Origin of the sequence: Vibrio sp. VB16, from assembly GCF_015594925.2 — a bacterium.
Taxonomy (GTDB): Bacteria; Pseudomonadota; Gammaproteobacteria; order Enterobacterales; family Vibrionaceae; genus Vibrio.
This window is the reverse complement of record NZ_CP087590.1, coordinates 3,455,901-3,482,190: the sequence shown is the minus strand read 5'-3', so window position 1 is coordinate 3,482,190 and position 26,290 is coordinate 3,455,901. Positions and strand designations below refer to the sequence as shown.

Sequence of the window (26,290 nt, the reverse complement as noted above, 5' to 3'; positions counted from 1 at the left end):
ATCGAAAAACGCTAGTTTTAATGACTATTTCCGTAATAAAACTTCTTCAACCATGTGATTGCCACCTTTCTTAAGAATCAAATGAGCGCGTTCTCTAGTAGGTAGTATATTTTGTGCCAAGTTTTTTCCGTTTATGCTGTCCCAAATACTCATTGCTTTATTGACTGACTCTTGCTCTGTTAAAGAAGTATAGTGAGAAAAATAAGAACCCGGTTTTTTAAACGCACTTCTTCTAAACTCCATAAATCGCTCTACATACCATTTCTTAATCTGATGAACTTCTGCATCTACAAAAATAGAAAAATCTACGAAGTCAGAAACAAAGACTCGATGTGGGTCATGGGGGTAGTCCATCCCGCTTTGCAGTACATTAAGTCCTTCAATAATCAGTACGTCAGGGAGGTCAACGACCTTTTTTTCGTCGGTAATATCATACGTTATATGGGAGTATACCGGAGCAACTACATGTCTCTTACATGCTTTAATGTCTGAAACGAACTGAACAAGGCCTTTCATATCATAGGATTCTGGGAATCCCTTTCTGGTCATTATTTCGCGCTCGTTTAGTACTTTGTTTGGTAGTAAAAATCCATCGGTCGTAATGAGTTCAACTCTTGGATGCATCTCCCATCTGGATAAAAGGGCTTTCAATAGGCGTGCTGTGGTGCTTTTCCCGACGGCAACACTACCCGCGATCCCAATAATGAAAGGGGGAGAGTGTTCTTTTTTATTTAGAAAATGATTTAGCACGGAATTTCTACTTTGCCGAGCAGATATATAAAGATTGAGTAGTCGAGTTAGAGGCAGATAAATCTCGACTGCTTCTTGCATAGACAGCTTTTCATTAATGCCTTGCAGTTCTCTAAGGTCGGCTTCAGACAATGTCATGGGTACTGAATTTCTCAGCTCTGCCCAATGGTTGCGATCAAAAGACATGAAAGGACTCATAAAAACTCGATATAAACAGATAATGAAGAGAGGAAAATACATTAACTAAGAATGAATTCAAGCGACTTAGCTTGCATATCGATGATTATACACTTTGGACTGCGTAAAAAGTGGTCTAAAAACTAGAAAGTTTAGGAAAAGCACATTTATTTCAAATTTCCTATTGCAAGAGAAAAGATCATCCCATAAAATGCGCTCCACTTATGTGCCGACTTAGCTCAGTAGGTAGAGCAACTGACTTGTAATCAGTAGGTCACCAGTTCGATTCCGGTAGTCGGCACCACTTTCTTTTAAAGAAAGAGAAATTTTGGAGGGGTTCCCGAGTGGCCAAAGGGAGCAGACTGTAAATCTGCCGGCTCCGCCTTCGATGGTTCGAATCCGTCCCCCTCCACCATATTCTTAAGGAAATAGCTCTCAGAGTCACTTGTGCGTGCATCGTATAATGGCTATTACCTCAGCCTTCCAAGCTGATGATGCGGGTTCGATTCCCGCTGCACGCTCCATCTATTTGAGTGCAGTTACAGCTCAGTCGATAGAGCACACCTTTGGTAAAGGTGAGATTCCCAATTGAAATTTGGGTATCAGCACCAACTCTGAAGCAAGTATCTCCTTTTGATATATTATTAGTTATTAAGAAAGTTTAATTACCAATATTTTTTGGTTGCGTGGTCATCAAAGCCACCTAAATCCGTACCTAGAGGGACAACTCATGTCTAAAGAAAAATTTGAACGTACGAAACCGCACGTAAACGTTGGTACTATTGGCCACGTTGACCACGGTAAAACAACTCTAACTGCTGCAATCTGTACTACTCTTTCAAAAGTGTACGGCGGTGAAGCGAAAGACTTCGCATCAATCGATAACGCTCCAGAAGAGCGTGAGCGCGGTATCACTATTGCAACGTCTCACGTTGAGTACGATACACCAGCACGTCACTACGCACACGTAGATTGCCCAGGACACGCCGATTATGTTAAAAACATGATCACTGGTGCTGCGCAAATGGACGGCGGTATCCTAGTAGTAGCTGCGACAGATGGCCCTATGCCACAAACTCGTGAGCACATCCTACTTGGACGTCAGGTTGGTATCCCTTACATCATCGTATTCATGAACAAATGTGACATGGTTGATGATGAAGAACTACTAGAACTAGTAGAGATGGAAGTTCGTGAACTTCTTTCTGAATACGAATACCCAGGTGACGATCTTCCAGTAATCCAAGGTTCAGCTCTAGGCGCACTTAACGGTGAGAAAGAGTGGGAAGATAAGATCATTGAGCTAGCAGAAGCGCTAGACAACTATATCCCAATGCCAGAGCGTGCAGTGGATCTACCGTTCCTACTACCAATTGAAGATGTATTCTCAATTCAAGGTCGTGGTACAGTAGTAACGGGTCGTATCGAACGTGGTATCCTAAAAGTTGGTGACGAAGTTGTTATCGTTGGTATCAAAGAGACAACTACTACGACTTGTACTGGTGTTGAAATGTTCCGTAAACTGCTTGACGAAGGTCGTGCAGGCGAGAACGTTGGTGCTTTACTACGTGGTACAAAACGTGAAGACGTAGAGCGCGGTCAAGTATTGGCGGCTCCAAATTCAATCACTCCTCATACGAAGTTTGAATCAGAAGTTTACGTTCTTTCTAAAGATGAAGGTGGTCGTCATACTCCATTCTTCAAAGGTTACCGTCCACAGTTTTACTTCCGTACAACGGACGTAACAGGCGACATCACTTTGCCGGAAGGTGTAGAGATGGTAATGCCAGGTGACAACATCCAAATGACGGTTGAGCTAATTGCTCCAATCGCAATGGATGACGGTCTACGCTTCGCGATTCGTGAAGGTGGTCGTACTGTTGGTGCTGGTGTTGTTGCTAAAATCTTCGAATAAGATTTGACGAACGGCTAGTAAAAAGGGCATCATTTGATGCCCTTTTTAAGCACATGAAAAAAGGGTTGGCTGTTTTTATGTCGATCTTGTTGAAAAACAAAGAATTTTCGAGTCAAGATGTGTATCTTGGCTGATCGGTGCATTAGTTTTTTTGATGTATTAAGAATGAGCCCTGCAGCAGCGGGGTTGTTGTCGTCTATAGTTAAGACTTGTAACGGGTTGGTTTTATGAACGCAAATGCTGAAACTCCTAATAGCTCAAGTGCAGCAGATACATTTAAGTGGATTATCGCTTTTGCTCTGCTAGCCGCTGCTGTAGTGGGTAATTACCTGTATGGTGAAATGTCGGTTGTATTACGCGTAGCAGGAGTCGTTGTTTTAATCGCAGCAGCTCTTGGTGTGTCTGCAACTACAGCAAAAGGTAAAACAGCGATTAGTTTTGCACGCGAATCTCGTATGGAAGTTCGTAAGGTAGTTTGGCCTACGCGCCAAGAGACTATGCAAACAACACTAATCGTTTTGGTCGTATGTATTATTATGGCTTTAATACTTTGGGGAATTGACGGCATTATGGTTCGTCTAGTTGCCTTAGTTACTGGTGCATGAGGGTTTTAATTCATGAGTGAAGCTCCAAAAAAACGTTGGTATGTGGTTCAGGCTTTTTCAGGCTATGAAGGTCGTGTTGCTCAATCTCTTCGTGAGTATATAAAAATGCACACGATGGAAGATTACTTCGGCGAAATTCTTGTTCCTACAGAAGAAGTAGTTGAAATGCGTGCTGGCCAACGCCGCAAAAGTGAACGCAAATTCTTCCCAGGTTATGTTCTCGTTCAGATGTTGATGAACGATGAATCATGGCACCTTGTACGTAGCGTTCCACGTGTAATGGGCTTCATTGGTGGTACTTCTGACCGTCCAGCTCCTATCACTGACAAAGAAGCTGACGCCATTTTGAACCGTCTAGAACAAGCGAGCGAAGCTCCTCGTCCTAAGACTATGTTTGAACCTGGTGAAGTGGTACGTGTTAACGATGGTCCATTTGCAGACTTTAACGGTACCGTTGAAGAAGCAGATTATGAGAAAAGCCGCATTAAAGTGTCTGTTTCGATCTTTGGTCGTGCAACACCAGTTGAGCTTGAATTTGGTCAAGTTGAGAAACTTGATTAAAAAAACATCTTTTTATACTTGTGTAAGGCGCGAAATCTGATTATAATTTCGCGCCTTTTTACAGGTTATTATTAAAAAAGCGGGGAGCTGATCAATAGATTAGCGTTTGAACCCAAGCATTAGGAAATATCATGGCTAAGAAAGTTGAAGCTTATATCAAGCTGCAAGTTGCAGCAGGTATGGCGAACCCAAGTCCACCAGTAGGTCCTGCTCTAGGACAACACGGTGTGAACATCATGGAATTCTGTAAAGCGTTTAACGCAAAAACAGAATCTGTTGAGAAAGGTCTACCGATCCCAGTTGTTATCTCTGTATACAGCGACCGTTCTTTCACGTTCGAAACTAAGACTCCACCGGCAGCTGTTCTTCTTAAGAAAGCAGCTGGCGTTAAGTCTGGTTCTGGTCGTCCAAATACTGAGAAAGTTGGTACTGTAACTGACGCTCAGCTGCAAGAAATTGCAGAAACAAAAGCTGCAGATATGACTGGCGCTGACGTTGAAGCAATGAAACGTTCTATCGCAGGTACTGCTCGTTCAATGGGCCTAGTGGTAGAGGGTTAAGATTATGGCAAAACTAACTAAACGCATGCGCGTAATACGCGACAAAGTTGACGTAACTAAGCAATACGAAATCAACGAAGCAATCGCTCTTCTTAAAGAACTAGCAACAGCTAAGTTTGTAGAAAGTGTAGACGTAGCTGTTAATCTTGGTATTGACGCTCGTAAATCTGACCAAAACGTACGTGGCGCAACTGTGCTACCGCACGGTACTGGCCGTGACATTCGCGTTGCAGTGTTCACTCAAGGTGCTAACGCTGAAGCGGCTAAAGAAGCCGGCGCAGATATCGTAGGTATGGAAGATCTTGCTGAGCAAGTTAAAAAAGGCGTTATGGACTTTGACGTTGTTGTTGCTTCTCCGGATGCAATGCGCGTTGTTGGACAACTAGGTACAATCCTAGGTCCACGCGGTCTTATGCCAAACCCTAAGGTTGGTACTGTAACTCCTAACGTTGCACAAGCAGTTAAAAATGCTAAAGCAGGTCAGGTTCGCTATCGTAACGATAAGAACGGCATTATCCATACTACTATTGGTAAAGCCTCTTTCGAAACTGCTCAACTACAAGAGAACTTAGAAGCTCTTCTAGTTGCACTTAAGAAAGCGAAGCCATCTTCTGCGAAGGGTGTTTTCTTACAGAAAGTTAGCATCTCTACAACGATGGGTGCTGGTGTTGCGGTTGATCAAACTAGCCTGAACACTGTAGCAAGCTAATTTGCATAGGCGCGGAATTCATGTATAATTCCGCGCCTATTTAATTTGTGGTTGGGACTGCGTTTTAAAGGTCATTTTAGTGGTTTTATTGAGCAAATTTTATTATTTGTTTGAGAGAAACGTTGAAATACCTCGCTATCGCAGTCTCCGTCCAAGACCGTAGGCGTTTTGAATTTTATATTTGAAACTTAATGTCTACCTACGTAGACGGTGCCCGAACCGAAGAAAGTCAATTTTATTTCGATTGGCTTTTATCTGGGAATGCACCGTATTAACTCCCGATATCTATTTATGAATATTGGGTGGTGTAACGACAACCAGGAGTAAATCCAAGATGGCTTTAAACCTTCAAGACAAAAAAGCAATTGTTGCTGAAGTCAACGAAGCAGCCGGTGATGCACTTTCTGCAGTTGTAGCTGACTCTCGTGGCGTTACTGTTGGCGCGATGACTACTCTACGTAAACAAGCTCGTGAAGCGGGTGTTTACATGAGAGTTGTTCGCAACACACTAGCACGTCGCGCTGTAGAAGGCACAGCTTACGAATGTCTACAAGACGTATTCGTAGGTCCAACTTTGATCGCATTCTCTAACGAGCACCCAGGTGCTGCTGCGCGTATCTTTAAAGATTTCGCGAAAGAGAATAAAGATTTTGAGATCAAAGCTGCTGCATTTGAAGGCGTAGTTACTGACGCTAATGTATTGGCGACACTACCAACTTACGACGAAGCTATCGCACGCCTAATGATGTGCATGAAAGAAGCTTCAGCTGGCAAGCTGGTACGTACAATCGCTGCTGTTCGCGATCAGAAAGAAGAAGTTGCGGCATAAGCCTCACTTTGTACTGATTGCAAAATAAACTAATTGTTGACTTAAAAGAGAATTGTTATGTCTATTACTAACGAGCAAATCCTAGATGCAGTTGCAGAAATGTCTGTAATGCAAGTTGTAGAGCTTATCGAAGCTATGGAAGAAAAATTCGGCGTTTCTGCTGCAGCAGCTGTTGTTGCTGGTGGCGCTGCTGCTGAAGTTGCAGAAGAGCAAACTGAATTTGATGTGATGCTTACTGCTATTGGCGGAAATAAAGTATCTGTAATCAAAGCAGTACGTGCTGCTACAGGTCTAGGCCTTAAAGAAGCTAAGGGCCTAGTTGATAGCGCTCCTGCTGCTGTTAAAGAAGCTGTATCTAAAGAAGAAGCAGAAACACTGAAAGCTACTCTAGAAGAAGCTGGTGCAACTGTTGAAGTTAAGTAATAATTACTTAGCTTAGCCGAAAGGCTGATGGCTGGTGGTTTTATAACCACCGGCCTTTTTGCGCTGTAGGGTATTGGTGAATTTTCCTGCTGTTTAGATACCAATATTCAAGCAAAAAACCGCTATGTAAGTCAGCTTGCATAGGGTCTACAGTAAACAGTTGCTAGTACTGCCCCGCTCTTTTCGTTTAGAAAATGATTGGGTAGATTGGGTCACTTATCAGCGAGCTGAGGAACCCCATGGTTTACTCTTATACCGAGAAAAAGCGCATCCGTAAGGATTTTGGTACTCGTCCACAAGTTTTGGACATTCCATATTTGCTATCAATCCAGCTTGATTCCTTCGATAAATTTATCGAACAGGATCCTGAAGGACAACACGGTCTTGAAGCCGCTTTTCGTTCTGTATTTCCTATTCAGAGCTATAACGGCAATTCTGAGCTGCAATACGTTAGCTACCGTCTTGGTGAACCAGTTTTTGATGTTAAAGAATGTCAAATTCGTGGTGTAACTTATTCAAAACCATTGCGCGTAAAATTGCGCCTTGTTGTGTTTGATAGAGATGCACCAGCAGGTACCGTAAAAGACATTAAAGAACAAGAAGTTTACATGGGTGAGATCCCATTAATGACTGATAATGGTACCTTTGTAATTAATGGTACTGAGAGGGTTATCGTATCCCAGCTGCATCGAAGCCCAGGTGTGTTCTTCGACAGCGATAAGGGTAAAACCCACTCATCAGGTAAAGTTTTATATAACGCACGTGTTATTCCTTACCGTGGCTCATGGTTAGACTTTGAGTTCGATCCTAAGGATAATTTATACGTACGTATCGACCGTCGTCGTAAACTGCCTGCTTCTATCATTCTTCGTGCACTGCAAAAGACGACAGAAGAGATCCTTGATATCTTCTTCGACAAAGTGAACTTCGAAGTGAAAGACCAAACTCTTATGATGGAGTTGGTCCCTGAACGCCTGCGTGGCGAGACGGCAAACTTTGATATAGAAGCGAATGGCAAGACTTACATCGAAACAGGTCGCCGCGTTACGGCTCGTCACATCCGCAATCTTGAAAAAGATGGCGTTGAGTCCATCGAAGTACCAGTAGAGTACATCGTTGGTAAAGTTTCTTCTAAAGATTACATTAATGAAGACACTGGCGAGATTATCGTTGCGGCGAACCAAGAAATCAGCTTAGAAGCGTTAGCTAACCTTTCTCAAGCTGGTCACAAACATTTACAGGTTCTGTTCACCAATGATCTAGACCACGGTCCATTCATGTCCGACACATTGCGTGTCGATAGCACGGTTGACCGTATTTCTGCGCTAGTTGAAATCTACCGTATGATGCGTCCTGGTGAGCCACCAACAAAAGATGCGGCAGAAGCTTTATTCCAAAGCTTATTCTTCGCTGTAGAACGTTATGATCTATCGACTGTTGGTCGTATGAAGTTTAACAGTTCGATTGGTCGTGAAGATGCTGGCGAGCAAGGTATCCTTGACGAAACCGACATCATCGAAGTAATGAAGAAGCTTATAGGCATTCGTAACGGTAAAGGTGTAGTGGACGATATCGACCACTTAGGAAACCGTCGTATACGAAGCGTAGGCGAAATGGCTGAAAACCAATTCCGTGTTGGTTTAGTACGTGTTGAGCGTGCAGTGAAAGAACGTTTAAGCCTTGGTGACCTTGATGCAATCATGCCGCAAGACCTTATCAACGCTAAGCCTATTTCTGCAGCTGTTAAAGAATTCTTTGGCTCTTCACAGCTTTCACAGTTTATGGATCAGAACAACCCGTTATCAGAAGTGACGCATAAACGTCGTATCTCTGCATTGGGTCCTGGTGGTCTTACTCGTGAACGCGCAGGTTTTGAAGTACGTGATGTTCACGTAACTCACTACGGTCGCTTATGTCCGATTGAAACGCCTGAAGGTCCAAACATCGGTCTTATCAACTCGTTGTCTGCGTTTGCACGCTGTAACGATTTTGGTTTCCTAGAAACCCCTTACCGTCGCGTTGTTGATGGTATTGTGACTTCCGATGTTGATTACTTGTCAGCTATTGAAGAAGGGCAATTCATCATCGCTCAGGCGAACTCTACGCTAACTGAAACTAATGCCTTCGGAGAAGAATTAGTTACGGCGCGTCAGAAAGGTGAATCTGGTCTTCATCCACGTGACCAAGTTAACTACATGGACGTTGCAACCAACCAGGTTGTATCTGTCGCTGCATCGCTTATCCCGTTCCTAGAACACGATGATGCGAACCGTGCCCTAATGGGTGCGAACATGCAACGTCAGGCGGTTCCAACATTACGCGCAGATAAGCCTCTTGTAGGTACTGGTATTGAGCGTAACGTAGCGGTTGACTCCGGTGTTACTGCGGTAGCAAAACGTGGCGGTACTGTTCAGTCAGTAGACGCATCTCGTATCGTGGTTAAGGTTAATGAAATTGAATTGGTACCTGGCGAAGCCGGTATCGACATCTATAACCTAACTAAATACACGCGTTCTAACCAGAATACTTGTATTAACCAACGCCCAACCGTGCTACCTGGTGAACCAGTAGCAAAAGGTGACGTAATTGCTGATGGTCCTTCAACCGACCTTGGTGAATTGGCGCTTGGTCAAAATATTCGCTTGGCATTCATGCCTTGGAACGGTTATAACTTTGAGGATTCAATCCTCGTTTCTGAGCGTGTCGTTCAGGAAGACCGTTTCACGACTATCCACATTCAAGAGCTATCTTGTGTGGCACGTGATACTAAGCTGGGATCTGAAGAGATCACTGCGGATATTCCAAACGTAGGTGAATCTGCTCTGTCTAAACTAGACGAGTCAGGTATCGTTTATATTGGTGCTGAAGTGAAGGGTGGTGACATCCTAGTTGGTAAAGTGACACCTAAAGGTGAAACTCAGCTAACTCCTGAAGAGAAACTCTTACGAGCTATCTTTGGTGAAAAAGCATCCGATGTTAAAGATACGTCACTACGTGTACCAAACTCTGTTTCAGGTACGATTATCGATGTTCAAGTCTTCACTCGTGACGGCGTTGAGAAAGATAAGCGTGCACTAGAAATTGAACAAATGCAGCTTAAAGAAGCGAAGAAAGACCTTACTGAAGAGTTTGAAATTCTTGAAGGTGGTCTACTTGCTCGTGTTAGAGCTGTACTTGTTTCAGGCGGTTACTCTGAAGCTAAGCTAGATTCTATTCACCGTAAACAGTGGCTAGAACAAACACTAGAAGATGATGAGCTTCAATCATTGCTTGAGCAACTTGCTGAGCAGTGGGACGAGCTTAAAGCAGACTTCGATAAGAAGTTTGAAAACAAACGTCGTAAGATTACACAAGGTGATGATTTAGCACCTGGTGTTCTTAAGATTGTTAAAGTTTATCTAGCGGTTAAGCGTCGTATCCAACCTGGTGATAAGATGGCCGGTCGTCACGGTAACAAGGGTGTAATCTCTAAGATTAACCCTGTTGAAGACATGCCTTACGATGAAAAAGGTCAGCCTGTTGACATCGTACTTAACCCACTGGGTGTACCGTCTCGTATGAACATTGGTCAGATCTTAGAAGTTCATATGGGTCTAGCTGCGAAAGGTATCGGTGACAAGATCAACCAAATGCTGAAGGAACAACAAGAACTGCATCAGTTCCGCAACTTCCTGCAAAAGGTTTATGATCTTGGTGAAACGCGTCAGACAGTAGACATTGCGGCTCTATCTGATGATGAAGTTCGTACATTGGTGCAAAACCTACGTGGTGGTTTACCTATTGCGACTCCGGTATTTGATGGTGCTCCAGAATCTTCAATCAAAGAGCTGTTGAAATTGGGTGACTTACCAGAATCTGGTCAGTTGCGTTTATTTGATGGCCGTACTGGTGACGAATTTGAGCGTCCTGTAACCGTAGGTTACATGTATATGCTTAAACTGAACCACCTTGTTGATGACAAGATGCACGCACGTTCTACTGGTTCTTACAGCCTCGTAACTCAGCAACCACTTGGTGGTAAAGCTCAGTTCGGTGGACAGCGTTTCGGTGAGATGGAAGTATGGGCACTAGAAGCATACGGTGCTGCTTACACTCTACAAGAAATGTTGACTGTTAAGTCCGATGACGTGAATGGTCGTACTAAGATGTATAAGAACATCGTAGACGGAAACCATAGCATGGAACCTGGTATGCCAGAATCGTTCAACGTATTGTTGAAAGAGATTCGCTCACTAGGTATCAACATCGAGCTAGAAGACGAAGAGTAATCCAGTTTCCCTATAAAAACTCTTTATAGGGATGGAACAGGATTATCGGTAGAAAGGTTCTCGCTATTGAATGGTTAATCCATCTGGCGAGTTCCTTTTAACTCCTTACAGGAGCTGATTGTGAAAGACTTATTAAACTTTCTAAAAGCACAGCATAAGACCGAAGAATTTGATGCTATCAAAATCGGTCTATCTTCACCGGACATGATTCGTTCATGGTCTTTTGGTGAAGTTAAGAAACCTGAAACGATCAACTATCGTACGTTCAAACCAGAACGTGATGGTCTTTTCTGTGCGCGCATATTTGGACCAGTTAAAGACTACGAATGTCTTTGTGGCAAATATAAGCGTCTAAAACACCGTGGTGTTATCTGTGAGAAGTGTGGCGTTGAAGTTACACAAACTAAAGTTCGTCGTGACCGTATGGGCCACATTGAACTTGCGTCTCCAGTTGCACATATCTGGTTCCTAAAATCACTACCGTCTCGTATCGGTCTGTTAATGGATATCCCACTGCGTGATATCGAACGCGTACTTTATTTTGAAATGTACGTAGTGACAGAACCTGGTATGACTGATCTAGAAAAAGGTCAAATGCTCACAGAAGATGAGTATCTTGATCGTCTAGAAGAGTGGGGTGATGAGTTCACAGCGAAGATGGGTGCGGAAGCGATCAAAGATCTGCTTTCAACGATGGACCTGCACGCTGAAACAGAACAAATGCGCGAAGAACTTGAGACGACTAACTCAGAAACTAAGCGTAAAAAAATCACTAAGCGCCTGAAGCTTGTTGAAGCATTTATCACGTCTGGTAACAACCCGCAATGGATGATCTTAACGGTTCTTCCAGTTTTGCCACCAGATCTACGTCCTCTAGTACCACTAGATGGCGGTCGCTTTGCAACGTCTGATCTTAACGACCTATACCGTCGTGTGATTAACCGTAACAACCGCTTGAAGCGTCTACTAGAGTTAGCTGCTCCGGACATCATTGTACGTAACGAAAAACGTATGCTGCAAGAGTCTGTCGATGCGCTTCTAGATAACGGCCGTCGTGGTCGTGCAATTACGGGTTCTAATAAACGTCCTCTGAAATCTCTTGCTGATATGATCAAGGGTAAACAGGGTCGTTTCCGTCAAAACCTGTTAGGTAAACGTGTTGACTATTCTGGCCGTTCTGTAATCACAGTTGGTCCATATTTACGTCTACACCAGTGTGGTCTTCCTAAGAAGATGGCACTTGAGTTATTTAAACCGTTTATCTACAGCAAGCTAGAAACTCGTGGCATGGCAACGACGATCAAAGCAGCTAAGAAAATGGTAGAGCGCGAAGAAGCGATCGTTTGGGATATCCTAGATGACGTTATTCGTGAACACCCAGTATTGCTAAACCGCGCACCGACACTTCACCGTCTAGGTATTCAAGCGTTTGAACCAGTACTAATCGAAGGTAAAGCGATTCAGCTACACCCACTTGTGTGTGCGGCATATAACGCTGACTTCGATGGTGACCAGATGGCGGTACACGTACCTCTAACTCTGGAAGCTCAACTTGAAGCACGTACACTGATGATGTCGACGAATAACATTCTGTCGCCAGCGTCAGGTGACCCTATTATCGTACCTTCTCAGGATGTGGTATTGGGTCTTTATTACATGACTCGTGACAAGATCAACGTTAAAGGTGAGGGCATGTACCTTGCTGGACCAGCTGAAGCTGAGAAAGCATACCGTACTAAGTCTGCTGAACTGCACGCTCGCGTTAAAGTTCGTATCACTGAAACAGTTGTAGATGAAGATGGTGACAGAACGACGAACACTAGTATGGTTGATACGACGGTTGGTCGTGCAATGCTGTGGAATATCGTTCCTACTGGTCTACCATTCAGTCTTGTTAACCAAAAGCTTGGTAAGAAACAGATTTCTACCCTTTTGAACGAGGCATACCGTAAGCTTGGTCTTAAAGATACAGTAATCTTTGCTGACCAAATTATGTACACAGGTTTTGCATACGCTGCACTTTCTGGTGTTTCTGTTGGTATCAACGATATGGTTGTTCCTGACGCTAAGTACACTGAAATCTCTGCTGCAGAAGAAGAAGTTCGCGAAATTCAGGAACAGTTCCAATCAGGTCTTGTTACTGCTGGTGAGCGTTACAACAAAGTTATCGATATTTGGGCATCTACCAATGATCGCGTTGCGAAAGCAATGATGGATAACCTTTCTTTTGAAACAGTGATTAATAGTGACGGTAAAGAAGAACAACAAGAATCGTTTAACAGCATCTATATGATGGCTGACTCCGGTGCTCGTGGTTCTGCTGCACAGATTCGTCAGCTTGCAGGTATGCGTGGTTTGATGGCTCGTCCAGATGGTTCAATCATCGAAACGCCAATCACCGCAAACTTTAAAGAAGGCTTGAACGTACTTCAGTACTTTATCTCAACGCACGGGGCTCGTAAGGGTCTAGCGGATACAGCATTGAAAACAGCAAACTCCGGTTACTTGACTCGTCGTTTAGTCGACGTTGCTCAAGATGTTGTTGTTCATGACCACGATTGTGGCACTCACGAAGGTATCGACATGATGCCTCACATTGAAGGTGGTGACGTTAAAGTTGCACTTTCAGAGTTGGCTCTTGGTCGTGTGGTTGCTGAAGATGTACAAAAACCAGGTACTGATGATGTACTGATCCCACGTAATACTCTGATTGATGAGAAGTGGTGTCAAATCATGGAAGAAAACTCTGTAGATAGCATGAAAGTGCGCTCAGTAGTTACCTGTGATGCAGACTTCGGTTGTTGTGCACAATGTTATGGTCGTGACCTAGCACGTGGTCACCTAGTGAACCAAGGCGAGGCAGTAGGTGTTATTGCTGCTCAGTCTATCGGTGAGCCGGGTACACAGCTTACAATGCGTACGTTCCACATTGGTGGTGCTGCATCAACGGCAGCAGCAGAGAACAGCATTCAAGCTAAGACTACGGGTGTAGTGAAGCTTCATAACGCTAAATTTGTTATCAATAAAGATGACAAATTGGTTATTACCTCTCGTGCATCTGAACTTACTATCATTGATGAGTTTGGCCGTACGAAAGAGAAGCACAAACTTCCTTATGGTTCGATGCTAAGTAAGAAGAACGATCAAGACGTTACAGCTGGTGACATCGTCGCTAACTGGGAAGCGCACACAATGCCAATCATCACTGAAGTGGCTGGTCGTATCCAATATGTGGATATGATTGATGGTGTGACTGTTACTCGTCAAACGGATGATCTAACCGGTCTTTCTTCAAGTGAAGTAACTGACCCAGCCGCTCGCTCTACAGCAGGTAAAGATATGCGTCCAGCTATCAAACTTGTTGATGCGAAAGGTAAAGATGTAATGATTCCTGGTACTGATATGCCAGCTCACTACTTCTTACCAGGTAAAGCGATTGTACAAATCGAAGATGGTGCAGAAGTTGGTATCGGTGACACGTTATCTCGTATCCCTCAGAAATCGAGTGGAAACAAAGATATCACCGGTGGTCTTCCTCGCGTTGCTGACCTATTTGAAGCTCGTAAGCCTAAAGAGCCTGCGATTCTTGCAGAGCACACAGGTACTGTGTCGTTCGGTAAAGAGACAAAAGGTAAGCGTCGTTTGATTATCACTAGAGATGGTGGTGAGCATTACGAAGAGATGATAGCCAAGCATCGCCAGTTGAACGTATTTGAAGGCGAGAAGATCGAACGCGGTGATGTTATCGCTGATGGTCCAGAAACACCGCATGATATCTTACGTTTACGTGGTATCCGAGCAGTAACCTCTTACATCGCAAACGAAGTACAAGAAGTATATCGTCTGCAAGGGGTTAAGATTAACGATAAGCACATTGAAACTATCGTTCGTCAGATGCTTCGCAAATGTACTATCACATTCAAGGGTGACTCTGAGTTCCTTGTTGGCGAGCAGGTTGAATTTGCTAATGTTAAGATTGCTAACCGTGCTCTAGAAGCTGAAGGTAAAGAACCTGCACGTTTTGAACGTGAGCTACTAGGTATTACGAAAGCATCACTAGCAACTGAATCATTCATCTCTGCAGCTTCGTTCCAGGAAACGACTCGCGTACTAACAGAAGCGGCAGTTTCTGGTAAGCGTGATGAGTTACGTGGTCTGAAAGAGAACGTTATTGTTGGTCGTTTGATTCCAGCTGGTACTGGTTTTGCGTATCACCAAGAGCGTCAAAAGCTACGTGCAGGCGGTGGTCCAGAAGCACCATCTGCTGAACAAGCAACAGACAATCTAGCGGCACTTCTTAATGCAGGCTTTTCTTCAGAAGAGTAAGCATTAACTAAGCCTTATTAAAAAGCACCTTCGGGTGCTTTTTTTGTGCCTGTAATGCACTGATTTGAATATATTTTGTAGAAGTTATTATCCGTATATTGTCCATGAGTTTGGATATCACAATCATAATAGCTATGTTTCTAACAAACTATTGCTGGAGCGCATATTTATACTTAAAACTCTCGTTACCACGGTCCTCCGTGATAACGAATACCGAACTTAAAATGAACAGTCAAACATAACATCATGCAGTTTGATGTTCTTGTTTATAGTCCATTACGAGAGTTTCATTAGCTTTGATATGCATTACCACGCCAGAGCATGGTAGCGAGTGAAATGTGACGAAGTGGATTATGAGCATTGCGTTAGGTAAACAGATGGTCTCATCATTAATGCGATGAATGTTAGTTTTACAGAGAGGTATAAGAGATCAGCCTGGAGGAGAAATAAAAAAAGCACCAATCACATATGTGAATCGTGCTTATTCTAGGGTTTAGTATAGGCAATGTACTCAGTGAGAATACTATGCTCCTGGAGGTACCGCTAAGCTATCCGCTATCATTTGGATGAGTTGATCTTCAACCTCGAAGCGTGTCTCTATAATCTCTCCAATGAGTGATAAGTCATTATCCAAATCTTCGAGAGGATCATCTTTACCAACATTGGCATACTTGTCGGTGAAATTTAATAGAGGATCAGTTGTCAATACTATTTTACCGTAGGTTTGGTTAATTTCGTCAGTGGGAGAAAAACCCGTTGATTTCCATTTATCCATAACCATCTCATAGATCTTAAAATGACCTTCTGAAATGTAATCGACAAGGTGCTGACAATATTTTTGCAGTTCATCAGGTGTCGGTAGTTCTCCCACAGCTTTCTTATAGGTGTTCGGTTTCAATGCTGCAAGATGACAGTATTCGACGATAACGATTTGTCTGGTATCAAGCCAGTGATCGATAACCTCACTGGAACCACCCCATTGTTCTTGTGTTTTTTTTAATTTATTTAACATGACCATGTCCCTCATGATCAGATTGCGCACATAGCGTCAACCGAAAACCCCATAAACTGAGGCACTTAATACAAATGTTTATCTTCTTGATACCAAAAGTAATGTGTATATATTATTACATGACGACTAATTCTGGTATGAATTCAGATTGCCAGTAAAATGGATGAACTTCAAGCGGTGAGGTCAAAGGATGTTAAAAAAAAGTGTTAATAATGGTGATGTCGACGCTTATTGGATCGTAGTGAATGGCAGTGATATCTGGCTAATTGAAAATGAAATGCCATCAGGAACAGCTAAGGCATTGAATTTGCCTTTAGATAAAGCAATTCAAATCGGTGAGTATTTAGCTAAGCCAGTAATGTGGGTAAATGAAGCAGATGTCGATCAGGTAGTGGAACTAGTCTCTCTTCGAGATCATTTGCTTATGCCACAAGCGTTGTTTTTATTGGCGAGTAAAGCCGTCCAGTATGGACATATGACACAGACACAACGGTTTTGTGCACAGTGTGGTGGTAGAAATTTTCTGAACCATAATGAAATTGCGATGCAATGTGGTGAGTGTCGCACAATACACTATCCACGTATTTTTCCGTGTATCATCGTTGCGGTACGCGATGAGGGCAAAATATTGTTGGCACAACATCCTCAACATAAAGGGGGAATGTATACGGTTATTGCTGGCTTTGTGGAAGTCGGGGAGACGTTGGAGCAGTGTGTTGCAAGAGAAGTGAAAGAAGAAACGGGCGTTAACATAAAGAATATTCGTTATTTTGGTAGCCAACCATGGGCATTTCCAACCAACATGATGATTGGTTTTTTAGCGGATTATGATTCGGGTGATATTCAACCTGATTATACCGAGCTCGCCGATGTTAAATGGTTTACTCCGGAAGAGATGCCAGTCGTGGCGCCAAAAGGCACCATTGCTCGTGCGCTTATTGATAAGACGGTTGAAATCATAAGTTTAGGATAAAAAAAACCCTCCGTAAACGGAGGGGGTAAGTAAGATGTCGTTATGAGATGTTTAGGTATTTTTAGCTACCTAATATTATTATTGTTTTCGCTAGCGGAAAGATTAGTACCATGCTCGGAAATGAGACGCAAAAGAATAGTTGATTAAAAACTTAATAACTTGATCTAGGGCTCAAAGCTCGTGTAGCAGCATATTTAAAGAGTGTTAGAATAAGCTTTTGAAAAAATTAAATTCAAATTGGAATGACGGAATGACCGAATTAAAAAACGACCGCTATTTACGCGCTCTACTGAAAGAACCTGTCGATTACACCCCTGTATGGATGATGCGTCAAGCAGGTCGTTATTTACCTGAATACAAAGCAACACGTGCAGAAGCAGGTGATTTTATGTCACTTTGCCGTAATGCAGAGTTGGCATCTGAAGTGACCATTCAACCTTTGCGCCGCTTTCCATTAGATGCCGCCATTCTGTTTTCTGATATTTTAACAATCCCTGATGCTATGGGATTAGGCTTACACTTTGATACAGGTGAAGGCCCTAAGTTTGATCATCCTATTACTTGTAAAGCTGATGTTGATAAAATAGGTTTACCAGACCCTGAAGGTGAACTTCAATATGTAATGAATGCTGTACGTCAAATTCGCAAAGATCTGCAAGGCGAAGTGCCATTAATTGGTTTTTCTGGTAGTCCTTGGACTCTAGCTACCTATATGGTTGAAGGTGGAACGTCTAAAGCATTCACTAAGATTAAAAAGATGATGTATGCCGAACCAGCAACCTTGCACCTATTGTTAGATAAACTGGCTGACAGTGTGATCGAATATCTTAATGCTCAGATTAAAGCGGGTGCACAATCGGTGATGGTATTTGACACTTGGGGTGGCGTACTTACTCCGCGTGACTACAATCTATTCTCTCTTCAATACATGCAAAAAATAGTCGATGGTTTGATCCGTGAGAATGATGGACGTCGTGTTCCTGTTACCTTGTTTACCAAGAATGGTGGTATGTGGTTAGAGAAAATTGCCGCTACGGGTTGCGATGCGGTCGGCCTTGACTGGACTATTAATATTGAGGATGCCAAAGCACGCGTTGGCGATAAAGTCGCTTTACAAGGTAATATGGATCCGTCGGTACTTTATGCTCCCGCCCCACGTATTCAAGAAGAAGTAGCGACAATTCTAAAAGGTTTTGGTGATACTGGTACTGGTCATGTCTTTAACCTGGGCCACGGCATTCACCTCGATGTACCTCCTGAAAATGCGGGTGTGTTTGTAGAAGCGGTACACGAGCTATCTAAGCCATACCATAAATAGATTGGACACTTTATAACTTGGGCACTCACTTTGTTCACTTCTAGGTTCTAGATTCGGGCTTGGTGAGAGCTCAATATTCTTTTCGAGAAAGTACGAGTTCCACCTTTTCAGCTAAGTGCTTAACAACATCCTCTTCAAACCACGGATTCCTTCTAAGCCACAACGTGTTTCTCGGAGAAGGGTGTGGAAGAGGCATAACGCTTGGTGCCCATCGGTGCCACTGTTGGACGGTCTTTGTGAGCGTTTTTGGCTTATCGGGCAAATAATAAAGTTGAGCGTATTGGCCAATCAGTAACGTTAATTCTATCTTTGGCAGCAGAGATAACACGCTTCCATGCCAAAGTGGAGCACACTCTTTCCTTGGAGGAAGGTCGCCACTTTTGCCTTTTCCCGGATAGCAAAAACCCATTGGCATGATGGCTATGTTTTTAGGGTCATAAAAACAGCTTTTATCAATATTTAACCAGGTTCTGAGCCTATCTCCACTAGGGTCATTCCAAGGTATAGACGTCCTATGTACTTTAACCCCGGGAGCTTGGCCTATAATTAAAATCTTAGCATCTTGATCTGCCTGTATCACCGGGTTGGCACCGAGTTCAAGTTCTGATTCACAAAGCTTACAAGCCTTTATCTCAGTAAGTAGGTTACTAACACTCATTAGTAGCCCTTTTCAAAATCGATGGTGTTTAACAGGTTAAAGCCGCTCTTCCATAGTAGATAATTCTCTTTGAAAATCTCAAATACTTGCTCAGGGAAGCTGCACGCTGCAATGTGAGGGGTTACGGTGACTTTTGGATTGAGCCAATAAGGACAAGCTTGAGAAATTGGTTCATTTATAAATACATCTAAGAACGCGTGACGAATATTGTCGTTTTCTAGGGCGAATAGAAGGCTTTCAGTATGAACTGAATGGCCCCTACCAACGTTGAAAAACAGAGCTTGTTGGCAATAAGAAAAAAACGTTTGGTCGAATATACCAACAGTATGTGGGGTATTAGGCAGTGTAGACACGATGACGTCTATTTCGCCTAAAGCATTATGTACCTGTTCAATGTGAACAATGTCTGTAAAAGCGGAATCCTTTGGTGGAATCCCAGTACGATTGACGCCGATAGTATGTAATCCAAAAGATGAAGCAGATTTAGCCAAGTAATTGCCTATTGCTCCTGTACCTAAAATTAACATTCTTTTGCCTGAAACGGTTCGATACCGATGAGGTAGCCAAAGCTTCTCAGATTGTTGAGTACGGTATGTGTTGAAATGTCTAAAGTGGGAGATAGTGTAGGCCAGAACATATTCAGATATTTGCTCGCCAAAGATCCCTTTCACATTGGTGAGTTGATAATCTTGTCGAAGTTCAGGGCCTATTAACGAATCAACACCTGCATAAGCGGATTGCATCCATTCAAGGTGAGAGAACTCATCGACAATAGGAGTGATTAATGGAGGGGATCCTAAAATAATATTCGCGTCGTTATTCTTGTCGGTAATTATTAGGTCAGGTAATTCTGCTTGATTAAGCATTTCGATGTATTCGTCGTTATGTTCAGTAATAATTCTGACTTTGTTTTTAAAATTATCCATCTGCTTTCTTTTTTCCCTTTACTTTATCAAGTACACTGCCGCTGATTATTTATAAACCATAGAGCTGTTATGTTACAGAATCCACTGCAAGTACGACTTGAGAAGTTTGAACCTTGGCAACAAATAACCTTTATGGCTTGTTTGTGTGAGCGTATGTACCCGAACTATGTTGTTTTTTGTGAGAATACAGAATTTGCAGAATCGCGTATATATCGAGATATCCTAGATAGCATCTGGGAGTTAATGACAGTAAAAAGTGCAAAAATAAATTTCGAACGCCAGTTAGAAAAATTGGAAGAGTTGATCCCTTCATCCGAAGATTTTGATTTCTATGGTGTCTACCCAGCAATCGATGCGTGTAAAGGTTTATCAACACTGATTCATGGTCTACTTGATAGAGACTATTTGTTTGAGAACATGCTGTCGGTGAGTGAGTTGTCAGTGATGACGGTTGCGCAGCTAGAAGAAGCTCAAGGCGGTGATGAGATCACCAATGAAAATCAAAAAGAAAACGAAGCGGTTTGTACTGAATGGGATGTTCAATGGGCAATATATAAACCTCTTAAGGATGCAGTGAGGCGAGATATCGATCTGATCAAAGGCCTACGCCAAGAAATCAAAGATGAAGGCGTGAGTAACTTAGGTATTTCAGCCTAATTTGAATCTTGAAGCGAATTCAGTCTGTTCAAAAGAACAACGTTCGCTTCAAGCTTTAAGAAGAGAGTACTTTAATCGCTACTATCTTTTACATCATGCAATTTTTTCCACGTTTCCCATCTTTGATAGGCCAACTCTTGCATGTCGGTTGTTTTATCAGCTTCATCGACAATTTCTTCGCCTATCAGATATTCAAACATGTCTTCAAGGGTAACAATGCCTTGAATGGTGCCATATTCATCTACAACCAAAATTAATTGAAGTCGATTGCTCATCATATGGTCAAACGCTTTAGGTAACACGGTGTTGTTAAGCAGAACATTAATAGGTCGCATCACCGCACCCAATTGCTGTTCACCGCTGCCTAATTGCTGCATCTTGAACAGCTCTAATCGATGCACAAATCCTAAAATGTTGTCTTTTTGTTGGCTGTATATTAATGGCCGAGAAAAAGGAATATCCTTATGTTGCTCTATAAACTCGTTAATGGTGAGTTCGGCTTCTACTCTAAAGACGACGGGCCTTGGTGTCATGATTTGTGTAATAGGGACATCAGGTAACGTAAGCAGATTGTGTAGTATCTTAGATTCACCTTCATTGAACTCGCCACTCTCTTTGGCAAGCATCGCCATCGCAGAAATTTCGTCGCGCAGTTTTGGAGGGGTATGCCCACGTGCCAAGCGCTTGGTTATCTGCTCTGAAAGCCAAACAAATGGGGTTAACGCCCACACCATCCAACCAAGCAGGTTTGCAGCGACTGGAGCTAATTGTCTCCAATAGGTTGCACCTATGGTCTTTGGAACTATTTCTGAAAGCAATAGTATCCCCAATGTTAAAACAGCAGAGAACAAACCTAACCACTGGCTACCAAATACCGATGCTGCTTGCGCACCTGCACCAGCCGCTCCAATCGTATGGGCAATGGTATTAAGAGTCAGTATCGACGCTAAAGGACGGTCAATATTTCCTTTGAGTTGACTTAGTTTTGGAGCCGAGGGATGTTTTTTTTGTCTTAATTGAGCTAAGTAGCTTGGTGTAATGCTGAGCAAAATAGCTTCAAGTACTGAACAAACAAATGAAACACCGATGGCTACGGTTATATATAAAGTTAATAGAAACATGAATTTTTTAAGACCATTCCTGTGTAAAGTATCAATAAATTAAAAATATTTAAGTGAGATATATAGCGCTTAGATACTGTATTTACTCGTGTTACGGCATGATAAGCAATAATTACGGCACAGAAAACTGTATCAAATTGTGAGATATTACTCATATTCAACCTAAACTTACGTCTTTTTAAGGTAACTTCCCAGACAAACCTTTGCCAGACGGGGCCTTTATGCATTACAGTGGTTCGGATTCGATAACACATAAGAAGGGAAACCTAATGAACAAGACCCAATTAATCGACTTTATCGCTGAAAAAGCGGATCTATCTAAAGCTCAAGCAAAATCTGCACTTGAAGCAACTCTAAGTAGTGTTTCTGATACACTAAAAGAGGGTGACCAAGTTCAACTAATTGGTTTTGGTACATTCAAAGTAAATCACCGTGCAGCTCGTACTGGTCGTAATCCAAAGACTGGCGAAGAGATTCAAATTTCTGCAGCTAATGTACCTGCATTTGTAGCAGGTAAAGCACTGAAAGAATCAGTGAAGTAATATAATTGACACCGAGACAAGTGCTCGGTGTCATACTCTTTATGAAAAAGTATTTTATACCTCTTCTCTTATCCTCATTTCTTTTGGGCTGCTCATCTAGCCCAACGACAAGCAATACTGAAATATTCAATACGATGACTGGTGGTCAATCTGCTGGTGATGCAACGAGTTTTTATTGGTATACAGAGCGATTAGATCTTCCTTATTCAGCTTCCGATTATGTCGCTTCAGGTGATTATGGCTGGTATAAGTCAGACTATCGTTGGAGAAAGAGTGTCGTAAGAGAAATTGTCAGAGAAGGAATGCAACGACAAGAGTCATATGAGCTCGTTCCGTATCGAATTCAACTACGTTTTGACAATAATGGAGAGGCGGTTTACCAGCAATATCGGCTTGATGGTAAGGTGCTTCCTTTGACAACACAGCAGATTCAAATGTTTTTGAATGAAGCCGAATCTATTAAGACCGTCACTGAACAGCAGGATAAGAACGGTTCTAGCTTGACGCAAGGATATTGGAATGGGAAGGTGTTTTATAGCTGTGATGCCGAAACATTCGAAAAGATAGAATTTAATCAGACATTGCCAACCTTTGTTATAAATCGCCTTGCGAGTCTAGACAGTTATGCCGCGTTTGTTAGTGCCACTTCGCCGGGTAAATTGGTCGTTAAAAATTTATTGATGCTAGAAGATGAAAGTTTTGATTGTGTAGAAAGACCCGTTTTTATAGAAGATGAATGAGTATAGTGAAGCTGGATAGGGGTTGAGTTCGACTAGATGACGAATTCAAGTCCTGCGACACAATTGAAAAAGGCGCATTGAGCGCCTTTTTCATGTCAGAACATCGAGAAAGGTTATTTCTTGTTTTCTCTCTCTATCGCTCTGTAACCGATATCATTGCGATGGAACATGCCATTCCAACTAATGCGCTTTGTAAGCTTATAGGCGCGCTGCTGAGCTTCTGATACGGTGTTTCCAAGTGCTGTTGCACAAAGTACCCGACCACCATTAGTGACAACATCGCCGTTTCTATAACTAGTACCAGCATGAAACGCTTTCTCACCCTCTACTTCCTCAGTAGGAAGCCCTGAGATAACGTCACCTTTTGCGTAATCAGCAGGGTAACCACCAGCAGCGAGTACGACACCAATTGAGGCGCGTGGATCCCAATGTGATTCAGCATTTTCAAGGTTCTCATCAAGCGCGTCTAAACATAAGTCGACAAGATCAGATTCCATGCGCATCATGATTGGTTGTGTTTCCGGATCACCAAATCGACAATTATATTCGATGACTTTAGGTGTACCATCAGCATCAATCATCAAACCAGCATAAAGAAAACCAGTATAAGGGTAACCCTCTGCATCCATACCGCGAACGGTTGGATAGATCACTTCTTCCAGAATCCGAGCATGTATCTCTGGTGTTACCACGGGTGCTGGTGAGTAAGCCCCCATACCACCAGTATTTGGACCCGTATCTTTGTCACCAACGCGTTTATGATCCTGGCTGGTGGCCATTGGCAAGACACTCTTACCATCAACCATAACTATAAAGCTTGCTTCTTCGCCTTCAAGAAACTCTTCGATAACGACTCGGCTACCGGCGTCTCCAAATGCATTACCCGCAAGCATGTCTCTGATAGCATCTTCGGCTTCTTGCTGTGTCATTGCGACGATGACACCTTTACCAGCGGCTAAACCATCGGCTTTAATAACGATTGGTGCACCTTTCTCACGAACATATTCGATTGCAGGTGTAATCTCGGTAAAGTTCGCGTACCAACCTGTCGGAATGCCGTGGCGAGCCAAAAAGTCTTTAGTGAATGCCTTTGAACCTTCTAGTTGTGCGGCGGCTTTTGTTGGTCCAAATATAGGTAGGTTTGCTTCGCGGAATGCGTCAACAACACCAAGTACTAACGGTACTTCTGGGCCTACAATCGTTAGTTCGATGGCTTTTTCTTTTGCAAAAGCGACCAAGGCATCAATATCTTCCACATCGATAGCAATATTAGATAGCTTTGGCTCGAGGGCCGTGCCCGCATTACCCGGTGCAACATAAACGGTTTCAACGTCTGGGTTTTGCGCGGCTTTCCAGCCAAGTGCATGCTCACGACCGCCTGCACCTATGATCAATACATCCATTTTTTTCAATCCTTATAGCTACGTCAGTGATGCTACTTCTGTGTCAAAAGTGCTCATTTACTGACGTAAACTGCGCGCTTTTTTCTTGGATTAGCTTCACTGACTTGCTCTAATGCTTAAAAAACTCCCTTTAAAAAAGGGAATCAAAAACTTCAAATCTACTGCCTAGGACAGAAAATCGAACCTAGGCGGTTTAATTAATGGCGGAAGTGACGCATGCCAGTGAAGATCATCGCCATGCCGTGTTCATCAGCGGCTTCAATAACTTCATTGTCGCGCATAGACCCACCCGGCTGAATAACACATTTTATTCCTGCTTCTGCTGCGGCGTCTATGCCATCGCGGAACGGGAAGAAAGCGTCAGATGCCATTACGCTACCAGGTACTTCTAGTCCTTCATCTGCGGCTTTAATACCTGCAATTTTGGCCGAGTATACGCGGCTCATTTGACCGGCACCAACACCAATGGTCATATCGCCTTTCGCATAGACAATAGCATTAGATTTCACATATTTTGCTACTTTCCAGCAGAAAAGCGCGTCTTTGAGTTCTTCTTTTGTTGGTTGGCGTTTAGATACAACGGTTAGATCATCGTGCGTTACCATACCCTGATCGCGGTCTTGAACAAGTAGGCCCCCATTCACTCGTTTAACATCGAAGCCCGTCGTTTTTGTTGTCCATTCACCACACTCAAGTAGACGAAGGTTTTTCTTCGCTGCGACTATTTCAATCGCTTCAGTCGATATACTTGGTGCAATGATAACCTCAACAAACTGACGTTCAACAATCGCTTGTGCGGTCGCTGCATCCAACTCTTGGTTGAAGGCGATAATGCCGCCAAAAGCCGACGTAGGATCGGTTTGATATGCACGGTTATAGGCTTCAAGTATATCTTTGCCAAGAGCGACACCACATGGGTTTGCGTGCTTAACGATAACGCAAGCGGGTTCAGAAAACTCTTTAACGCACTCTAAAGCGGCATCGGTATCCGCAATGTTGTTGTATGAAAGGGCTTTACCTTGAATTTGACGAGCCGTTGAAACTGAGGCTTCTTCAGGGTTCTCTTCAACATAGAAAGCTGCTGCTTGGTGGCTGTTTTCACCGTAACGCATATCTTGCTTCTTCTTGAACTGCTGGTTAAACGTGCGAGGGAAGCTAGACGCTTCGTCACCTTCTTTATTGTCACCATAAGAAGGGACCATAGTGCCAAAATAATTGGCAATCATGCCGTCGTAGGCGGCGGTATGTTCAAAGGCAGCGATAGCAAGATCAAAACGAGTTTCTAATGTAAGTGATTTCTCATTTGTATCCATTTCAGCGATGACGCGGGAGTAGTCAGAAGCGTTAACTACAATAGCCACGTCCTTATGATTTTTCGCGGCACTGCGAACCATCGTAGGGCCACCGATGTCAATATTTTCGACGGCATCAGCCAATGTGCAACCGTCTTTCGCAACGGTTTCTGCAAATGGGTACAGGTTAACGACAACCATATCAATAGGGTCGATACCGTGCAGTGCCATAACCGCATCATCTTGACCACGACGACCAAGTACACCGCCATGAACTTTAGGATGCAGAGTCTTCACACGACCATCCATCATCTCAGGAAAGCCTGTATAGTCAGAAACTTCAGTAACAGAGATGCCTTGTTCTGCAAGCAGGCGAGCAGTACCACCAGTAGATAAAATATCGATACCTCGGTCAGAAAGAGCCTGAGCGAACTCAACAATACCAGTTTTGTCTGATACGCTGATAAGAGCGCGACGGATTGGGCGGGCGTTATTCATTGCTTCCATTTTCCTTGAATTCACAGA

At 43.1% G+C, this 26,290-nt stretch carries 21 protein-coding genes and 3 tRNA genes; 17 read left to right on the top strand and 7 right to left on the bottom strand.

The window, feature by feature from the left end; translation table 11 throughout:
• Positions 1–24: 24 nt before the first annotated feature.
• Positions 25–948: a type I pantothenate kinase gene (gene coaA / locus IUZ65_RS15860; RefSeq protein ID WP_195704627.1), complete on the bottom strand. Its 924-nt coding sequence runs from the start codon at positions 946–948 to the stop codon at positions 25–27.
• Positions 949–1,155: 207 nt separating this feature from the next.
• Here coaA and IUZ65_RS15855 point away from each other — a divergent pair.
• The 12 genes from IUZ65_RS15855 to rpoC all read left to right on the top strand — a co-directional run bounded on the left by IUZ65_RS15855 (position 1,156) and on the right by rpoC (position 15,123).
• Positions 1,156–1,231, top strand: a tRNA-Thr gene (locus IUZ65_RS15855).
• Between the two features lie 26 nt (positions 1,232–1,257).
• Positions 1,258–1,342 (top strand) — tRNA-Tyr (locus tag IUZ65_RS15850).
• 34 nt (positions 1,343–1,376) lie between these two features.
• Positions 1,377–1,451, top strand: a tRNA-Gly gene (locus tag IUZ65_RS15845).
• Between the two features lie 206 nt (positions 1,452–1,657).
• Positions 1,658–2,842, top strand: coding sequence for an elongation factor Tu (gene tuf / locus IUZ65_RS15840; RefSeq protein WP_195704512.1), 1,185 nt, complete (start codon positions 1,658–1,660; stop codon positions 2,840–2,842).
• Between the two features lie 227 nt (positions 2,843–3,069).
• A complete protein-coding gene (gene secE / locus IUZ65_RS15835) occupies positions 3,070–3,447 on the top strand; it encodes a preprotein translocase subunit SecE (protein WP_195704626.1) in 378 nt (125 codons plus the stop codon).
• A 12-nt stretch (positions 3,448–3,459) separates the two neighbouring features.
• Positions 3,460–4,008 (top strand): transcription termination/antitermination protein NusG, encoded by a 549-nt coding sequence (gene nusG / locus IUZ65_RS15830; RefSeq protein WP_195704625.1) that lies wholly within the window; start codon positions 3,460–3,462, stop codon positions 4,006–4,008.
• Between the two features lie 131 nt (positions 4,009–4,139).
• Positions 4,140–4,568: a 50S ribosomal protein L11 gene (gene rplK, locus IUZ65_RS15825; RefSeq protein ID WP_195704624.1), complete on the top strand. Its 429-nt coding sequence runs from the start codon at positions 4,140–4,142 to the stop codon at positions 4,566–4,568.
• Positions 4,569–4,572: 4 nt separating this feature from the next.
• Positions 4,573–5,277, top strand: coding sequence for a 50S ribosomal protein L1 (gene rplA / locus IUZ65_RS15820; protein ID WP_195704623.1), 705 nt, complete (start codon positions 4,573–4,575; stop codon positions 5,275–5,277).
• Between the two features lie 334 nt (positions 5,278–5,611).
• Positions 5,612–6,106 carry a 50S ribosomal protein L10 gene (gene rplJ / locus IUZ65_RS15815; protein WP_195704622.1) on the top strand — a complete coding sequence of 165 codons (495 nt, stop codon included), beginning with the start codon at positions 5,612–5,614 and terminating at the stop codon, positions 6,104–6,106.
• A gap of 57 nt (positions 6,107–6,163) precedes the next feature.
• Positions 6,164–6,529, top strand: a complete 366-nt coding sequence (rplL, locus tag IUZ65_RS15810; protein WP_195704621.1) for a 50S ribosomal protein L7/L12 — start codon at positions 6,164–6,166, stop codon at positions 6,527–6,529.
• A gap of 239 nt (positions 6,530–6,768) precedes the next feature.
• The gene (gene rpoB, locus IUZ65_RS15805) at positions 6,769–10,797 is read left to right on the top strand and encodes a DNA-directed RNA polymerase subunit beta (RefSeq protein WP_195704620.1); all 4,029 of its coding nucleotides are present in this window, start codon (positions 6,769–6,771) and stop codon (positions 10,795–10,797) included.
• Positions 10,798–10,917: 120 nt separating this feature from the next.
• Positions 10,918–15,123, top strand: a complete 4,206-nt coding sequence (rpoC, locus tag IUZ65_RS15800) for a DNA-directed RNA polymerase subunit beta' (RefSeq protein ID WP_195704619.1) — start codon at positions 10,918–10,920, stop codon at positions 15,121–15,123.
• 523 nt (positions 15,124–15,646) lie between these two features.
• On the opposite strand, the gene rsd is transcribed toward rpoC, so the two are convergent.
• Positions 15,647–16,141, bottom strand: coding sequence for a sigma D regulator (rsd, locus tag IUZ65_RS15795; protein ID WP_195704618.1), 495 nt, complete (start codon positions 16,139–16,141; stop codon positions 15,647–15,649).
• A 184-nt stretch (positions 16,142–16,325) separates the two neighbouring features.
• On the opposite strand from rsd, the gene nudC reads away from it, so the two are divergent.
• Positions 16,326–17,108 (top strand): NAD(+) diphosphatase, encoded by a 783-nt coding sequence (gene nudC, locus IUZ65_RS15790; RefSeq protein ID WP_195704617.1) that lies wholly within the window; start codon positions 16,326–16,328, stop codon positions 17,106–17,108.
• 250 nt (positions 17,109–17,358) lie between these two features.
• Positions 17,359–18,426, top strand: a complete 1,068-nt coding sequence (hemE, locus tag IUZ65_RS15785) for a uroporphyrinogen decarboxylase (RefSeq protein ID WP_195704616.1) — start codon at positions 17,359–17,361, stop codon at positions 18,424–18,426.
• Positions 18,427–18,496: 70 nt separating this feature from the next.
• Here hemE and IUZ65_RS15780 read toward each other — a convergent pair whose 3' ends face one another.
• Positions 18,497–19,084, bottom strand: coding sequence for a uracil-DNA glycosylase family protein (locus IUZ65_RS15780; RefSeq protein WP_195704615.1), 588 nt, complete (start codon positions 19,082–19,084; stop codon positions 18,497–18,499).
• Positions 19,084–20,010, bottom strand: a complete 927-nt coding sequence (locus IUZ65_RS15775; RefSeq protein ID WP_195704614.1) for a D-2-hydroxyacid dehydrogenase — start codon at positions 20,008–20,010, stop codon at positions 19,084–19,086. Before IUZ65_RS15775 ends, IUZ65_RS15780 begins: the two co-directional genes overlap by 1 nt.
• Before the next feature lie 69 nt (positions 20,011–20,079).
• Between IUZ65_RS15775 and IUZ65_RS15770 the strand changes: the two genes are divergently transcribed.
• A complete protein-coding gene (locus tag IUZ65_RS15770) occupies positions 20,080–20,667 on the top strand; it encodes a YjaG family protein (protein ID WP_195704613.1) in 588 nt (195 codons plus the stop codon).
• 71 nt (positions 20,668–20,738) lie between these two features.
• On the opposite strand, the gene IUZ65_RS15765 is transcribed toward IUZ65_RS15770, so the two are convergent.
• Positions 20,739–21,788, bottom strand: coding sequence for a CNNM domain-containing protein (locus IUZ65_RS15765; protein ID WP_195704612.1), 1,050 nt, complete (start codon positions 21,786–21,788; stop codon positions 20,739–20,741).
• A 269-nt stretch (positions 21,789–22,057) separates the two neighbouring features.
• On the opposite strand from IUZ65_RS15765, the gene hupA reads away from it, so the two are divergent.
• On the top strand, positions 22,058–22,330 hold the full coding sequence (hupA, locus tag IUZ65_RS15760) for a nucleoid-associated protein HU-alpha (protein ID WP_195704611.1): 273 nt from the start codon (positions 22,058–22,060) through the stop codon (positions 22,328–22,330).
• 41 nt (positions 22,331–22,371) lie between these two features.
• Entirely contained in the window at positions 22,372–23,070 is a 699-nt protein-coding gene (locus IUZ65_RS15755; RefSeq protein ID WP_195704610.1) for a DUF1481 domain-containing protein, read from the top strand.
• 113 nt (positions 23,071–23,183) lie between these two features.
• Here the strand turns inward: IUZ65_RS15755 and purD are convergent, their stop codons facing one another.
• Both purD and purH read right to left on the bottom strand, forming a co-directional pair.
• The gene (gene purD / locus IUZ65_RS15750) at positions 23,184–24,473 is read right to left on the bottom strand and encodes a phosphoribosylamine--glycine ligase (protein WP_195704609.1); all 1,290 of its coding nucleotides are present in this window, start codon (positions 24,471–24,473) and stop codon (positions 23,184–23,186) included.
• 197 nt (positions 24,474–24,670) lie between these two features.
• On the bottom strand, positions 24,671–26,263 hold the full coding sequence (gene purH / locus IUZ65_RS15745) for a bifunctional phosphoribosylaminoimidazolecarboxamide formyltransferase/IMP cyclohydrolase (protein ID WP_195704608.1): 1,593 nt from the start codon (positions 26,261–26,263) through the stop codon (positions 24,671–24,673).
• Positions 26,264–26,290: the final 27 nt, after the last annotated feature.

What these genes read in the sequence shown, in the direction of transcription:
- coaA (WP_195704627.1), bottom strand. Translation starts at nt 948, where the DNA reads ATGAGTCCTTTCATGTCTTTTGATCGCAACCATTGGGCAGAGCTGAGA.
- tuf (WP_195704512.1), top strand. Translation starts at nt 1,658, where the DNA reads ATGTCTAAAGAAAAATTTGAACGTACGAAACCGCACGTAAACGTTGGT.
- secE (WP_195704626.1), top strand. Translation starts at nt 3,070, where the DNA reads ATGAACGCAAATGCTGAAACTCCTAATAGCTCAAGTGCAGCAGATACA.
- nusG (WP_195704625.1), top strand. Translation starts at nt 3,460, where the DNA reads ATGAGTGAAGCTCCAAAAAAACGTTGGTATGTGGTTCAGGCTTTTTCA.
- rplK (WP_195704624.1), top strand. Translation starts at nt 4,140, where the DNA reads ATGGCTAAGAAAGTTGAAGCTTATATCAAGCTGCAAGTTGCAGCAGGT.
- rplA (WP_195704623.1), top strand. Translation starts at nt 4,573, where the DNA reads ATGGCAAAACTAACTAAACGCATGCGCGTAATACGCGACAAAGTTGAC.
- rplJ (WP_195704622.1), top strand. Translation starts at nt 5,612, where the DNA reads ATGGCTTTAAACCTTCAAGACAAAAAAGCAATTGTTGCTGAAGTCAAC.
- rplL (WP_195704621.1), top strand. Translation starts at nt 6,164, where the DNA reads ATGTCTATTACTAACGAGCAAATCCTAGATGCAGTTGCAGAAATGTCT.
- rpoB (WP_195704620.1), top strand. Translation starts at nt 6,769, where the DNA reads ATGGTTTACTCTTATACCGAGAAAAAGCGCATCCGTAAGGATTTTGGT.
- rsd (WP_195704618.1), bottom strand. Translation starts at nt 16,141, where the DNA reads ATGGTCATGTTAAATAAATTAAAAAAAACACAAGAACAATGGGGTGGT.
- nudC (WP_195704617.1), top strand. Translation starts at nt 16,326, where the DNA reads ATGTTAAAAAAAAGTGTTAATAATGGTGATGTCGACGCTTATTGGATC.
- hemE (WP_195704616.1), top strand. Translation starts at nt 17,359, where the DNA reads ATGACCGAATTAAAAAACGACCGCTATTTACGCGCTCTACTGAAAGAA.
- IUZ65_RS15780 (WP_195704615.1), bottom strand. Translation starts at nt 19,084, where the DNA reads ATGAGTGTTAGTAACCTACTTACTGAGATAAAGGCTTGTAAGCTTTGT.
- IUZ65_RS15775 (WP_195704614.1), bottom strand. Translation starts at nt 20,010, where the DNA reads ATGGATAATTTTAAAAACAAAGTCAGAATTATTACTGAACATAACGAC.
- IUZ65_RS15770 (WP_195704613.1), top strand. Translation starts at nt 20,080, where the DNA reads ATGTTACAGAATCCACTGCAAGTACGACTTGAGAAGTTTGAACCTTGG.
- IUZ65_RS15765 (WP_195704612.1), bottom strand. Translation starts at nt 21,788, where the DNA reads ATGTTTCTATTAACTTTATATATAACCGTAGCCATCGGTGTTTCATTT.
- hupA (WP_195704611.1), top strand. Translation starts at nt 22,058, where the DNA reads ATGAACAAGACCCAATTAATCGACTTTATCGCTGAAAAAGCGGATCTA.
- IUZ65_RS15755 (WP_195704610.1), top strand. Translation starts at nt 22,372, where the DNA reads ATGAAAAAGTATTTTATACCTCTTCTCTTATCCTCATTTCTTTTGGGC.
- purD (WP_195704609.1), bottom strand. Translation starts at nt 24,473, where the DNA reads ATGGATGTATTGATCATAGGTGCAGGCGGTCGTGAGCATGCACTTGGC.
- purH (WP_195704608.1), bottom strand. Translation starts at nt 26,263, where the DNA reads ATGAATAACGCCCGCCCAATCCGTCGCGCTCTTATCAGCGTATCAGAC.